This is a genomic window from Jatrophihabitans sp. (assembly GCF_046262535.1).
Lineage (GTDB): Bacteria > Actinomycetota > Actinomycetes > Mycobacteriales > Jatrophihabitantaceae > Jatrophihabitans.
This window is the reverse complement of record NZ_JBHEMO010000017.1, coordinates 1-12678: the sequence shown is the minus strand read 5'-3', so window position 1 is coordinate 12678 and position 12678 is coordinate 1. Positions and strand designations below refer to the sequence as shown.

Here is a 12678-nt window from a genome sequence, read left to right as displayed (position 1 = left end):
CGCGTCTCGGTCAGGAACTCGGTACGGAAACCGATCAGCCCGCGCGCCGGGACGAGGTACTCCATCCGGATCCAGCCGGTGCCGTGATCGACCATCTGCTCGAGCCGGCCCTTGCGCAGCGCCAGCAGCTGGATCACCACGCCCTGGTACTCGGACGGGATGTCGATGGTCATCCGCTCCATCGGCTCGTGCAGCTTGCCGTCCACGGTGCGTGTGACCACCTGCGGCTTGCCGACAGTGATCTCGAAGCCCTCCCGCCGCATGATCTCGACGAGGATGGCGAGCTGCAGCTCGCCGCGGCCCTGCACCTCCCAGGTGTCGGGTCGCTCGGTCGGCAGCACCCGGATGGACACGTTGCCGACCAGCTCGACCTCCAGCCGGTTGATCACCTGCCGGGCGGTGAGCTTGGTGCCGGAGCCTCCGGCCAGCGGCGACGTGTTGATGCCGATGGTCATCGAGATCGACGGCTCGTCGATAGTGATGACGGGCAGCGGGCGCGGGTCGTCCGGATCGGCCAGGGTCTCGCCGATCGTGATCTCGGGGATGCCGGCGATTGCGATGATGTCGCCCGGACCGGCCGACTCGGCCGGGAAGCGGTCGAGCGCCCGGGTCAGCAGCAGTTCGGTGATCTTCACCCGTTCGATGGCGCCGTTGGCCCGGCACCACGCCGCCTGCTGCCCCTTGCGGATCGTCCCGTTGTGCACCCGGCACAGCGCCAGCCGGCCGAGGTAGGGCGACGCGTCGAGGTTCGTGACGTGGGCCTGCAACGGTGCCTCGTCGTCGTAGGTGGGCGCCGGGATCGACTCGAGGATCGTCTCGAACAGCGGCTGGAGGTTCTCCTCCTCCGGCATACCGCCGTCCCCGGGCCGTTTCAGCGACGCGCGGCCGGCCTTCGCTGACGCGTACACGATGGGGAACTCGATCTGGTGCTCGTCGGCGTCGAGGTCGAGGAACAGCTCGTAGGTCTCGTCGACGACCTCGGCGATGCGTGCGTCCGGGCGGTCGACCTTGTTGATGACGAGGACGACCGGCATGCCGGCCTCGAGCGCCTTGCGCAGTACGAAGCGGGTCTGCGGCAGCGGACCTTCCGAGGCGTCGACGAGCAGCAGTACGCCGTCGACCATCGAGAGCCCGCGCTCGACCTCGCCGCCGAAGTCGGCGTGGCCCGGGGTGTCGATGATGTTGATCGTGAGGCGCTCGCCGTTGGGCATCACGTGGTCGACGGCCGTGTTCTTGGCCAGGATCGTGATGCCCTTCTCGCGCTCCAGGTCGTTGGAGTCCATCACCCGTTCGTTGACGTCACCGGTGTCGGCCTGGTGCGCGGTGAAGGCGCCGGACTGCCACAACATCGCGTCGACAAGGGTCGTCTTGCCATGGTCGACGTGGGCGACGATCGCCACGTTGCGCAGATCGCTGCGCTGCTTGATCGCCACGCGGCAACCCTCATTTCGTATCGGGACGGAACTCCCCAGTCTACGGAGCCAGAAGCGACCAGCCGACCACAGCCGGTTTGGCCGCCGCTGCGCGATGATGTCGGCATGGCAACCCGCCGACCGCCGATGACCCCCGCCTACCGGTTCGTGCTGGCCGTCTGGCGCCCGATCATGCGCTGGTCGCGTCTCACGGTCACCGGGCTGGATTGCCTGCCGCCCACCGGACCGGTGCTGCTCGCGGCCGATCACGACAGCTACTGGGACCCGGTCGCCATTGCGGTGGCGGCGGGCCGAGTTCGGCAGATCCATGCGCTGGCCAAGTCGACGCTGTTCGACAAGCCCTTCGTGGGGTCGATCATGCGCGGGACCGGTCAGATTCCCGTCGACCGAGGCGGCTCCAACGAGGAGGCGATCTCGACGGCGATCGACGAGCTGCGCAACGGCGCCTGCATCGGGATCTTTCCGGAAGGCACTCGTTCGCTCGGATGTGAGCGCCGGGCCCGGGCCGGCATCGGCCGGCTGGCTGAGGCCGTCCCGGAGGCGACTGTCGTCTGCGTCCGCACGAATGGCTCGGTCGACGTCGTCCGGCTGCCCAAGCGGCCCTCCATCACCGTCGAGTTCTTCCGCCCGGCCGGCGGCGAAGTCCAACCGGGCGAGGGCGCGGCCGAGTTCTCCGAACGCCTGCTCGCCGAACTACGCGAATGTGCGCCGCGGGAGATCCCCGGCCGGAAGCGGACGGCGGCCAAACTGCGCGCGCAGGCAGACGCCGACTCCTCCGGAGCTGCGTAAGAACACGTTTCACTTCTATGCTCGCCCGGACGCCTTCCAAGGAGCTGCCATGCGCCCGGTCCGGATCGTGCTGATCGCTGCCGCACTGGCGCTCCTGAGCCAGCCGGCGCTGACGTCGCCGGCATCGGGCGCCCCCTCGCCCGCGGCCACCGGGCTCGCTGCGCTCGGCCTCGGCCAGGCCGGTCGCTGGTTCACCGACGCCACCGGGCGCGTCGCCGTCCTGCACGGCGTCAACCAGGTCTACAAGGTCGCGCCGTACACGCCGTCGAGCGACGGCTTCGGCGACGACGACGCCACCTTCCTCGCGGCGAACGGGCTCGACGCGGTGCGCCTGGGTGTCATCTGGGCCGCGGTCGAACCCCTGCCCGGACACTACGACGACGCCTATCTCGACTCGATAGCCACGACCGTGCACACGCTCGCAGCGCACGGCATCGTCTCGCAGCTGGACTTCCACCAGGACCTCTACAACGAGAAGTACCAGGGCGAGGGGGCTCCGGCCTGGGCGGTCGCCGACGACCTGCTGGGCCAACTGCTGCCCAACCCGGCCCTGGGCTTCCCGGGCAACTACCTGGCCAACCCGTCCGAATGGCATACGTGGGACCAGTTCTGGGGCAACGCCAGCGCCGCCGACGGCGTCGGCTTGCAGGACCACTACGCCCGCGCCTGGGCGCACGTCGCCGCGCGATTCGCCGGCGACCGCGCCGTCGCGGGTTACGACGTCATCAACGAGCCGTTCCCCGGCACGCTGTTCCAGACGTGCCTGGTGCCACTGGTCGGCTGCCCCCTGTTCGACGCCGGCCCGCTGAGCGCGTTCTACAACCGGGTCGACGCGGCGATCCGCGCCGTCGACCCCGGTCACACCGTCTACATCGAGCCGAACGTCTTCTTCACCCAGGCGGACGTCACCGGGCTCCAATCACCGGCCGGCGCCCGACGCGGGCTGTCCTTCCACGACTACTGCAGCACCGAGGAACTGACGGCCAACAACGCCCTTTGCCCTCCGCAGGACGATCTGACCGTGGGCAGCGCCGACACGTTCGCCCGGTCACACGGCATGCCGGCCCTGTTGACCGAGTTCGGGGCGACCGACGACCTGGCCAACATCGCGAGCGTCATGCAGATCGCCGACAAGTACCGCACCGGGTGGCTGGAATGGGCCTACACCGGCCACGACAAGACCAGCTCGTCGCCCGACGGACAAGCACTCGTCCTCGATCCGAGCCTGCCTCCCGTCGGTGGCAATGTGGTCACCGACAAGTTGCGCACCCTGGCCGAGCCGTATCCGCAGCTGGTGGCCGGGACACCGGACCCGTGGTCGTTCTCGGCCGGCGTCTTCCGGTTGAGCTACTCGACGGCAAGGGTCGACGGTTCCGGCGCGTTCCCGGCCGGCGCGATCACCGAGATCGCGGTGCCGGCGATCCAGTTCCCGGGCGGCTATCGCGTCACGGTGAGCGGGGCGTCCGTCGTCTCCGCCCCGAACGACCCGACGTTGCGGATCGCCTCGCTGCCGGGTGCCCGCGCCGTGCAGGTGGTGGTCACGGCAGCCTGACCGGAGGCCCACCGGCCCGCCGTCGCTATTGCCAACGACTTGCAATAGAGTCGGCGGCATGGCCCGACCCGTCGATTCGTCGATGCGCCACTTCCGCCGCAGCCTCAACCGTCAGGACCGCCGTTCGCTGTTCGGCATGGCCACCGTCGTCGTCGCGCTGCACCTCATCGGCTTCGGCGCGCTCTTCGGCCTGGTGATCCCCGCCCACTACCACCTCGGCGGGGAGCACCCCGTCTTCTCCGTCGGCGTCGGGGTCCTGGCCTACACCTTCGGGCTGCGGCACGCCTTCGATGCCGACCACATCGCGGCGGTCGACAACACGACCCGCAAGCTGCTCGCCGACAACGCCGAGAAGGAACTCGCCGGCGTGCCGGCGGACTCTGTCCGCAAGCCGCTGTCGGTCGGCTTCTGGTTCTCCCTCGGCCACTCGACGGTCGTCTTCGGTCTCGCCCTGCTGCTGTCGCTGGGCGTGAAGGCGCTGACCGGTCAGGTGACGAACGCGGACTCGGGACTGCACTCGACCACCGCCGTCATCGGCGCATCGGTGTCCGGCGTGTTCCTTTGGATGCTCGGCGTCCTCAACCTCATGGTCCTGCTCGGCATCGTGAGGGTGTTCCGCGAGATGCGCCGCGGCGAGTTCGACGAGCAGCAGCTGGAAGACCATCTGAACAAGCGCGGTTTCATGAATCGCCTTCTCGGCGGGCTGACCAAGTCGGTGCGCAAGGCCTGGCACATCTACCCGGTCGGCGTGTTGTTCGGGCTCGGCTTCGACACGGCCACCGAGGTCGGCCTACTGGTCCTGGCCGGCGGCGCGGCGGTGTTCAACCTGCCGTTCTACGCGATCCTCCTCCTGCCCGTCCTCTTCGCCGCCGGCATGTCGCTCATGGACACCGTCGACGGCGTGTTCATGAACGCTGCCTACGGCTGGGCCTTCGCCCGACCCGTCCGCAAGGTGTTCTACAACCTCACGATCACCGCCCTGTCGGTCGCGGTTGCGCTGGTCATCGGGACGATCGAGCTCGTCGGCGTGCTCGCCGACCAGGCCAACATCACCACGGGTCCGATCGCGTCGATCGCGAACATCCCGCTCGACTACGCCGGCTACGGCGTCGCCGGGCTGTTCCTGCTCAGCTGGGCGGGCGCGCTACTGGTGTGGCGCTTCGGCCGCATCGAGGAGCGCTGGTCGGCCGAACTCGCGCCGAGCCTCGCCGCGAGCGACTGAGGCCTGTTCAGTCGCGGTCCTGCCACGTGCAGATGCAGATCTCGTTGCCCTCGACGTCGGCGAGGATCCAGAACGCCCGGGCCTCGGCATCGCTGACCAGGACGCCGCCGGCATCGAGTGCGGCCTGGATGCGGGCCGGCGCCTCGTCGTGCGCGACGTCGAGATCGAAGTGGATGCGGTTGCGCTGGGTGCGCGGCTCGTCCATCTGCTGGAACCAGAGGGTCGGCAGCTGCCGGGCCGGATCGACGAGCCCGTTGCCGCCGCCGGGTTCGTCGACGTAGCCCGTCACCGCTTTCCAGAACTGCCGGACGGCGTCGATGTCCATTGCGTCGATGGCGATCTCGAGCAGCTGGACGGGACGTGGGGTGCCGGCCGGCGCGGCGAACCGCAGACCGAGTCCGTCGGACACTGCCGCGGTGATCAGCCCGGCCAGCTCGGCGTCCCGGGCGCTGACGCCGCGCACGCCCCGTGGTTGCAGCGCGAGCTCGACGCGGTCGGCGCGCAGGTCGACCGTGAGGTGGTCGTCGGCGTCGCCTGCACAGGCGTCGACCGCCGCCGCGGCGACGGCCAGCGCCTGGCTGAGACCGTCGACCGGCACCGACGCGACGAGGCTGCCGAGGAGGAGCCGCCACGGGGTCCGCGCGACGGCGGCCGAGGCGTCAGGGCGGCTGAGCGGGGAGGTCATCCGCGCAGTGTCACACCCGCCTACGACAAGCAGATCCGACAAATCGGCGCGCAGAGGACTACCGTCACCGGTATGCCCACCGACCTGGAAAGCGGAATTCTCTCGATCCTTCGAGCCCGCGCCGGCGACGACCGGCCGGTCACCTTCAACGACCTGGCCCGCCGGTTCGGCGCCACGGCGCCCATGGTCGCGTCCATCGGACGGCAGCTGGTGGAGAAGGGTCTCGCCACACCGTCCTACGTGATCAACCGCGGCGTCGAGACGCTGTATGCGCTGCTGCCCCCGCCGGGCGAGAAGCCGGCCGACAGCGAATCCGCCTCGCCGCCCGTCGCCGCCGAATAGCCGCGAGGCGGACGCGGCGGGAATGCGCCCCGCCTGCACCCGTTATGCTTGGTGCGCGGCGCATTCGCCGTTTCTCTCGCGGGCGAGCCGTCCCGCGTGGCCGCACTGATCGGTTTCCGTTCCGGAACACCGGGTTTCACGAGTTTTCCGAAGTGACGCGGCCTGCCAAGTTTGAGGATCCACGTGACTTCGCTTCGCCCTGCACGACCCACAGCTGCGCCGAATCGCCGGCACCGCCCGTCCGGCCCGAGCTCGCGGCCGACCACCCCCCGCCATACCCCCGACAACAGCGAGCTGCGCCAGCTCGACCATGCGCTCGCCGCCGCGCAGCAGCGTCCCGCTCCCAGCCCCACCACCTTCGCCGAGTTCGGCCTGCCCCAGCCGGTGATCGATGTCCTGGCCAAGGCCGGTATCGAGCGGCCGACTCCCATCCAGGCCCGCACGCTGCCCGACGCTCTCGCCGGGCGCGACGTGCTCGGCCGCGCCGAGACCGGATCGGGCAAAACGCTGGGCTTCGGCCTGCCGATGCTCACCCGCCTGCAGGCTCAGCGCGGACGGACGACCGCCCCGCGCGGCCTCGTCCTCGTTCCGACGCGCGAGCTCGCCCAGCAGGTGGCTGACGCCCTCACGCCGGCCGCAGGCGCGTTGCGCATGCACGTCACCACCGTCGTCGGCGGCATGTCCATCAACCGGCAGATCGACGAGCTGCGCCGCGGTGTCGACGTCCTCGTCGCCACTCCGGGCCGCCTCCTGGACCTCATGGAGCGCCGGGCCGTCCGGCTCGACGCCATCGAGATCGCCGTCCTGGACGAGGCCGACCACATGGCCGACCTCGGCTTCCTGCCCGCCGTCACGCGGATCCTGGACGCCACTCCCCAGCACCGCCAGTGCATGCTCTTCTCGGCCACGCTCGATCGGGGCGTCGGCCGCTTGGTCACCCGCTACCTGACCGATCCGGCCGTCCACGCCGCCGGCTCGACCGGCACGCCGACCGGAGCGATGGACCACCGCGTCTTCGTGCTGGACCACGAGCAGAAGGTGCCCGTGGCCGCCGAGATCGGCGCCCGTCCGGGCCGCACGTTGTTCTTCGTCCGCACCAAGCACGGTGCCGACCGCCTCGCCAAGCAGCTCGGCCGCCTCGGCGTCGAGAGCGCCGCGATCCACGGCAACCTCAACCAGAACCAGCGGGCCCGCGCGCTCGACGCGTTCACCTCGGGCCGCTCGCGCGTGCTGGTCGCGACCGACGTGGCCGCTCGCGGACTGCATGTCGACGATCTCGATCTCGTCGTGCACTTCGACCCGCCGGCCGACCACAAGGACTACCTGCACCGCTCCGGGCGCACCGCCCGGGCCGGCGCGTCCGGCACGGTCGTCTCGTTCGTCGAGCCCGGTCAGTCGCGCGACGTGGCTCGCATGCACAGCGCTGCGTCGGTGACTCCGGCGACCGCGCGTGTTCGCGCCGGCGACGCAGCCGTCCGTGCCATCGCCGAGTCCGGCGAGGCCATCGAGGTCGCGCCGGAGACCCGGTCCACCACCCCGCGCTCGCAACAGTCGGCCCGTCGGCCCGGTGGGCAGCGCAACCGCGGCGGGAACGGGTCACGCGCCGGCGGCACGTCGCGCGGCGGCCACCCTTCCGCCAGTCGCGGCCGCCGCGCGTCCTGATCGGTCGGTTTCCGAGGGCGGCGCCGACTGGTCGGCGTCGCCTGCGGAAGGACCCTGACCCGTCCGTCGATGTGACGGCTGCGAGATCGTCGTAGCGATGGTGGGGCCGACCGCGCCCCTTCACGGATCGGACATGCGAATGGCGAAGTACCTGGTTCTCATCTATGGCGACGCCCAGACGTGGGCCGAGGCGCCGGAGCAGTGGCAGAAGGAGAACGAGGCCGGGCACGCGGCGTTCAATGCCGCCGCCGGAGCTGCCGTCCTCGGCGGCAACGAGCTCGAGACGGTCGACCGCGCGGTGACCCTGCGGGCCGGTTCGTCCGGTCGCCCTGCCCGCACCGACGGTCCGTTCCTCGAGACGAAAGAGGTGCTCGGCGGCTACTACCTGCTGGAGGCCGAGGACATGGACGAGGCGATCAGCCTCGCCGGCCAGATCCCTGAGGCGTCCGCGCCGACCAGTGGAGTCGAGATCCGGCCGATCAAGGAGCACTGACGGCGTCGAGGCGCTGCAACAGGTCGTGGGCCGCCAGTTCGACCGCCTTGTGCCGCCACTCCGACGCACGATAGACGCAGGCGATCAGCGCGGTGCGGTGCACGCGACGAAAGTCCCCGTACACGAACGCGTACCGCGCCTTCGTCTCGTCGTTGGCGCCTTCGGTCAGGCCCAGGTGCCAGGCCGCGTACTCCGCCCACGAGTGCGACGCGAGGTAGGTGTTCTCTTCCTCGGCGCCGGGCTGAGACGCGCCCCAATCGCCGGTCAGGACGTACTGCCGGGCATCGATGAGCCGACATGCGTTCGCGACCGCCTCAGGGTTGACCGCGTAGGACGACACGGCTATTGGGCCTCGCTGCGCCGCTCGGCGCCGGTCTCCTCCGCGTAGCCGACGTCCTGTCCGGCGACCCGGCCGACGTACTCGTCGTCGGGCGTGGTGCCCGTCGTGCTGCCCTGATCCGGCTTGCTCTCGTCGGGGACGCCGCCTGTGTCGCGCGCGTCGACCCGCTCGCGATCGCCTTGGACGTCCGGCTCTGCTCTCCTGTCACCCATGACGGAACCTTCCCCGCCTGGGCGGCTCGCCTACCGTCAGCGACGCTCGGGCGCCAGCCCGGCGGGCAGTTCTCCGGCGTGGACGATGTGCAACCGCTGCGTCGGCCGGGTCATGGCGACGTACAGATCGTTCAGCCCCCGGGCGGATTCGCTCACGATGGCGCCGGGCTCGACGAGCACGACCGCATCGAACTCCAGTCCCTTCGCCCCGGCCACGGTGAGGACGGAGACGGGGGCGCCGAGCGCGTCGGAATCGGCCGTGACGGCGCCGTCGGGCAGGGCCCGCGTCACGGCTTCTGCGGTGACGTCGTGCCGCTCGCGGGGTGTGATGACCGCGACCGTGCCCTCGCCGACCGTCCGCCACTCACGTTCGACGATCGCCGCCAGCTCGGCCGAGCCCAGCGCCGCGCCGTCGAGCCGCGAGAACTCGGGCTGGTGGCGGCCGACCCGGGCCGATACCGGCGCCCGCACGCTCGATCCGCCGGCGGCGAGCACCGCGGCGGCAAGGTCCATCACCTGTTGCGGCGTGCGGTAGTTGACGGTCAGCTCGGCCTGCGTCCAGCGGTCGCCGACGTGCGGACCCAGCACGTCACCCCAACTGGGGGCGCCGGCCGCCGAGCCGGTCTGCGCGACGTCGCCGACGACGGTGAACGAGCGGGCCGGGCAGCGACGCATGAGCAGGCGCCACGCCATCGGCGAAAGTTCCTGGGCTTCGTCGACGACGATGTGCCCGTAGGCCCAGCTGCGGTCGCCCTCGGCGCGCTCGGCCACGCTGCCGAAGGAGTCGCCCCCAACGTAGCGACCGGCGAGCTCCTCGGCCGTTTGGAAATCGGCGCCGCCGAAGGTCTGCTGGACGTCGCGGGCGTACTCCACCTCGGCCCGGCGTTGCGCCTCGTCCTGCGCCCGGGCGCCGGGCCGGCCCGAGTCGTCGTCGCCGAGCAGCTCGGCGGCTTCGTCGAGCAGCGGGACGTCGGCGGTCGACCACGGAGCCGAGCGGTCGCGGCGCAGCAGCGCGCGCTCCTCCCGGCTGAGTCGCCGGGCGGCCTCGCCGAGTCGGTCGGGGTCGGCGTACAGATCGCGCAGCAGCCGCTCCGGCGAGATGGGCGGCCAGCACAGATTCACCTCGCGCCGCACGTCGATCGACTCGTAGAGGTCGGCCATCAGGCGCGCGCGGGTCTCCTCTTCCAGCTCGATGCCCCGCGCCGACGCGAGCGCGCGCAGCAGGTCACGCAGTACGTCGGTGACGAAGGTCCGGCGGGCGACGTTGTGCGGCGCCCGGGTTCGGCGGGCGTGCTCACGCGCATCGCGGACGTAGCGCGGCTGCAGCCGGATCATCGTGCCGTCGACGTCGAGCGGACGGCCGGACTGGATCGTGCGCTGCCGGCGCTTGACCGCCTCGGCCAGCACGTCCACCATGCGCAGGTCGCCCTTGAGCGCGACCACGGCGTCCGCTTCGGTGGCCGTGGCCACGACGCCGGGGTACAGCTCGCCCGGGGTCGCGGTGACGACGGCGTCGGCCTCGCCCAGCGCCGGCAGGACCTGGTCGATGTACCGGAGGAAAACCCGGTTGGGTCCCACCAGCAGGACCCCTGACCGGGCGATCCGCTCGCGGTTGGCGTAGAGCAGGAAGGCGGTGCGGTGCAGCGCCACGGCCGTCTTGCCGGTGCCGGGGCCGCCCTGGACGACAAGGACGCCGGGCAGGGGCGCGCGGATCACCGCGTCCTGATCGGCCTGGATCGTGGCGACGATGTCGCGCATCCGCGTGCTGCGGACGGCGTCGAGGCTCGCGAAGAGTGCCCCCTCGCCGATGACGACATGGCCGCCGTCGACACCGGCGGCCTCGAAGCCCACCAGGTCGAGCACCTCGTCCTGGACGCCGGTCACCCGCCGCTGCTCCGTCGCGATCTGCCGCCGGCGCAGGACGCCGCCCGGCCGCGCCGCCGTCGCCTGGTAGAAGGGTTCCGCCGCTGGCGCCCGCCAGTCCACGAGCAGTTCCTGACGCGCCTCGTCGGAGATCCCGATCCGGCCGATGTAGCGGCGTCGCCCATCGGTCAGGTCCAGGCGACCGAAGCAGAGACGCTGTTCGACGTTCTCGAGCGTGCGCACGCGTTCGCCGTAGAGCCGCATGAACGCATCCCGCTCGGTCCGGGCGCCGGGCGTGCCCACCGTCCCGCTGCGGGCGGTGCGCTCGAGGTGCTGCCTGGCCTGTTCGAGGAGCGCGTCCCGTTCGGCGTAGAGCCGGGTGACGTGAGCCTGTTCGATGGCGATCTCGCCGCGCACGGTCTGCGCCGACGACGGATCCGACGCCGCCTCGTGCTCGATGATTTCGCTCCTCGGTGAGCCGGGACCAGCCAGCCGGAAGCGGGCGACGGTGCGATCAAGCGCGCCTCCACGCTAGCAAGCCGGTGGTCAGCCCTCTGATCGAGTTGTCCGCGCGCCACCGCGTCACAGCCCGGTGCAGCGCGGACAACTCCCGGCGCTCGGGGTCAGCTCCCGACCACCGCCTCCGAGGTCGGGACGTAGTCGGTCACGTAGACGCCGTTGTTGTCGAGCTGGACGCGCTCGACGGCGGCGGCGAAATCAGCCATCAGGATGTAGGTCGAATTGCCGGTCATCAGGTTGATCTGGAAGGCCGGATGGCCGTTCATGGCGCTGTCGTCGAGCGCCTCCCACGTACCGCTGTCGCGCAGGCCGGCTGCTTCGACGAGGTGGCCCGCCGAGTTCCGTACGAGCTTCGCCCAGTGGCCGTCGGCGGTGATCTGGAGCCCCGCATCGGTGGTGCCGAAGACCGACGGGTTGGAGCAGACGAGCCAGGTACGCGTCATCCGGGCCTTGAAGTCGGCCAGCGAAGTGGGGTTGGACGCGCCGTGCGCCGCAGCGGTACACGCCGCGGGCACCGGTGGTGGGGTCGGCGTCGGGTCTGGCGAGCTCAAGGACGGATGGGCCGACGTGCTCGCCGCGGACGTGGGCGTCGGGGTGGGCGACTCGGGGGTGCTGGGAGCCGAGCTGCTCGATCGGGTGGGTGGCGCCGCCGTGGTCGGCGCGGTCGTTGATGCGGTGCTGACCGGGGTCGGTTCCGGAGCCGCGGTCGAAGGTGGCGGCGTGAACGTGCCGTCACCCGACACGACGCCTGAGGAGTGGGCGTCATGCGCAACCAGGATCACCGAGCCGACGGACAGAGCCGTGATCACCGCAGCGGCCACCGGAAGCGCCCACCCCGAACGAAAGTAGGCGCCCCCCACCTGCCGCTCGAGACCGGATGGGGCGGCGGCACCGGCGACGAGGCGACGCTGCAGGTCTTCGTCAGCGCTCACGTGCGCCGCCGAATCCCGCAGGCCTTCGCGAAGCGCGTCTTCGAAGCCGTTCGGGTCGCTCATAACTGATTCCTTCGATCGATGGTTTCGCTGGGCAGCGCGCCACAAGCGGCCCGCATCGACTGCAGGGCCCTGTGCAACAGGCTGCGGACGGTGGCCTCGCGGCAGCCGAGCATGGTGGCTATCTCGCTGTCGCTGAGGGAGTGGAAGTACCGCAGGACGACGGCGGCCCGCTGCCGGTCGTTCAGCCGCGTCAACAACCGGGTGGTCTCGTCCCGGTCGGCCACGCCGTCCACGAGATCGGGACCTGACCCGGCGTGGTCGCGCAGGTCGAAGTCGACGAGTGTCACGGTGCGCCGGCGCCGCGAGTTGAGGTACTCGTTCAGCAGGCAGCGCCGCACGTAGGCCACCGGCGCCTGCGCGGTGTCGACGCGATACCAGTTCGGGTAGAGCCGGGTCAGTACGTCCTGCAGCAGGTCCTCGGCGCGGCCGCGGTCGCCGGTCAGCAGGAAGCTGGTCCGGAGCAGGTTCGTGGAGTGCTCGCGGACGAAGACCTCGAACGAGGACACCGGCAGCACCGCCCTCTGCGTCTCCACGGACTTACTAGACACGCAAGTCGCGCAGAGTGTTGCAG

General features: G+C 70.9%; 13 protein-coding genes. 6 read left to right on the top strand and 7 right to left on the bottom strand.

What is annotated here, in order from left to right; genetic code table 11:
- Positions 1 to 1427: GTP-binding protein (locus tag ABR571_RS01935; protein WP_409451497.1), on the bottom strand; the 1427-nt coding region annotated here is incomplete at its 3' end.
- A gap of 111 nt (positions 1428 to 1538) precedes the next feature.
- On the opposite strand from ABR571_RS01935, the gene ABR571_RS01930 reads away from it, so the two are divergent.
- From ABR571_RS01930 to ABR571_RS01920, 3 genes are read left to right on the top strand one after another with little or no spacing between them, the layout of a single operon-like run.
- The gene (locus ABR571_RS01930) at positions 1539 to 2222 is read left to right on the top strand and encodes a lysophospholipid acyltransferase family protein (RefSeq protein ID WP_409451496.1); all 684 of its coding nucleotides are present in this window, start codon (positions 1539 to 1541) and stop codon (positions 2220 to 2222) included.
- Between the two features lie 49 nt (positions 2223 to 2271).
- Positions 2272 to 3774, top strand: coding sequence for a cellulase family glycosylhydrolase (locus ABR571_RS01925; protein WP_409451495.1), 1503 nt, complete (start codon positions 2272 to 2274; stop codon positions 3772 to 3774).
- Between the two features lie 58 nt (positions 3775 to 3832).
- Positions 3833 to 4996 (top strand): HoxN/HupN/NixA family nickel/cobalt transporter, encoded by a 1164-nt coding sequence (locus tag ABR571_RS01920; RefSeq protein ID WP_409451494.1) that lies wholly within the window; start codon positions 3833 to 3835, stop codon positions 4994 to 4996.
- A 7-nt stretch (positions 4997 to 5003) separates the two neighbouring features.
- On the opposite strand, the gene ABR571_RS01915 is transcribed toward ABR571_RS01920, so the two are convergent.
- A complete protein-coding gene (locus ABR571_RS01915; protein ID WP_409451493.1) occupies positions 5004 to 5681 on the bottom strand; it encodes a VOC family protein in 678 nt (225 codons plus the stop codon).
- 72 nt (positions 5682 to 5753) lie between these two features.
- Here ABR571_RS01915 and ABR571_RS01910 point away from each other — a divergent pair, with 72 nt between their 5' ends.
- From ABR571_RS01910 to ABR571_RS01900, 3 genes are all read left to right on the top strand, one after another.
- On the top strand, positions 5754 to 6023 hold the full coding sequence (locus ABR571_RS01910; protein ID WP_409451492.1) for a hypothetical protein: 270 nt from the start codon (positions 5754 to 5756) through the stop codon (positions 6021 to 6023).
- Positions 6024 to 6206: 183 nt separating this feature from the next.
- Positions 6207 to 7685 carry a DEAD/DEAH box helicase gene (locus ABR571_RS01905; protein WP_409451491.1) on the top strand — a complete coding sequence of 493 codons (1479 nt, stop codon included), beginning with the start codon at positions 6207 to 6209 and terminating at the stop codon, positions 7683 to 7685.
- Between the two features lie 133 nt (positions 7686 to 7818).
- Positions 7819 to 8178 (top strand): YciI family protein, encoded by a 360-nt coding sequence (locus ABR571_RS01900; protein ID WP_409451490.1) that lies wholly within the window; start codon positions 7819 to 7821, stop codon positions 8176 to 8178.
- On the opposite strand, the gene ABR571_RS01895 is transcribed toward ABR571_RS01900, so the two are convergent.
- The 5 genes from ABR571_RS01895 to ABR571_RS01875 form a co-directional block, all read right to left on the bottom strand.
- Complete coding sequence (locus ABR571_RS01895; protein WP_409451489.1) at positions 8165 to 8518, bottom strand: hypothetical protein; 354 nt, start codon at positions 8516 to 8518, stop codon at positions 8165 to 8167. The genes ABR571_RS01900 and ABR571_RS01895 overlap by 14 nt on opposite strands.
- A 2-nt stretch (positions 8519 to 8520) precedes the next feature.
- Complete coding sequence (locus ABR571_RS01890) at positions 8521 to 8730, bottom strand: hypothetical protein (RefSeq protein ID WP_409451488.1); 210 nt, start codon at positions 8728 to 8730, stop codon at positions 8521 to 8523.
- A gap of 36 nt (positions 8731 to 8766) precedes the next feature.
- Positions 8767 to 11010, bottom strand: a complete 2244-nt coding sequence (locus tag ABR571_RS01885) for a HelD family protein (protein ID WP_409451487.1) — start codon at positions 11008 to 11010, stop codon at positions 8767 to 8769.
- A 206-nt stretch (positions 11011 to 11216) separates the two neighbouring features.
- On the bottom strand, positions 11217 to 12107 hold the full coding sequence (locus ABR571_RS01880; protein WP_409451486.1) for a hypothetical protein: 891 nt from the start codon (positions 12105 to 12107) through the stop codon (positions 11217 to 11219).
- Positions 12104 to 12640: a SigE family RNA polymerase sigma factor gene (locus ABR571_RS01875; RefSeq protein ID WP_409451485.1), complete on the bottom strand. Its 537-nt coding sequence runs from the start codon at positions 12638 to 12640 to the stop codon at positions 12104 to 12106. The genes ABR571_RS01880 and ABR571_RS01875 overlap by 4 nt, the downstream gene beginning before the upstream one ends.
- Positions 12641 to 12678: the final 38 nt, after the last annotated feature.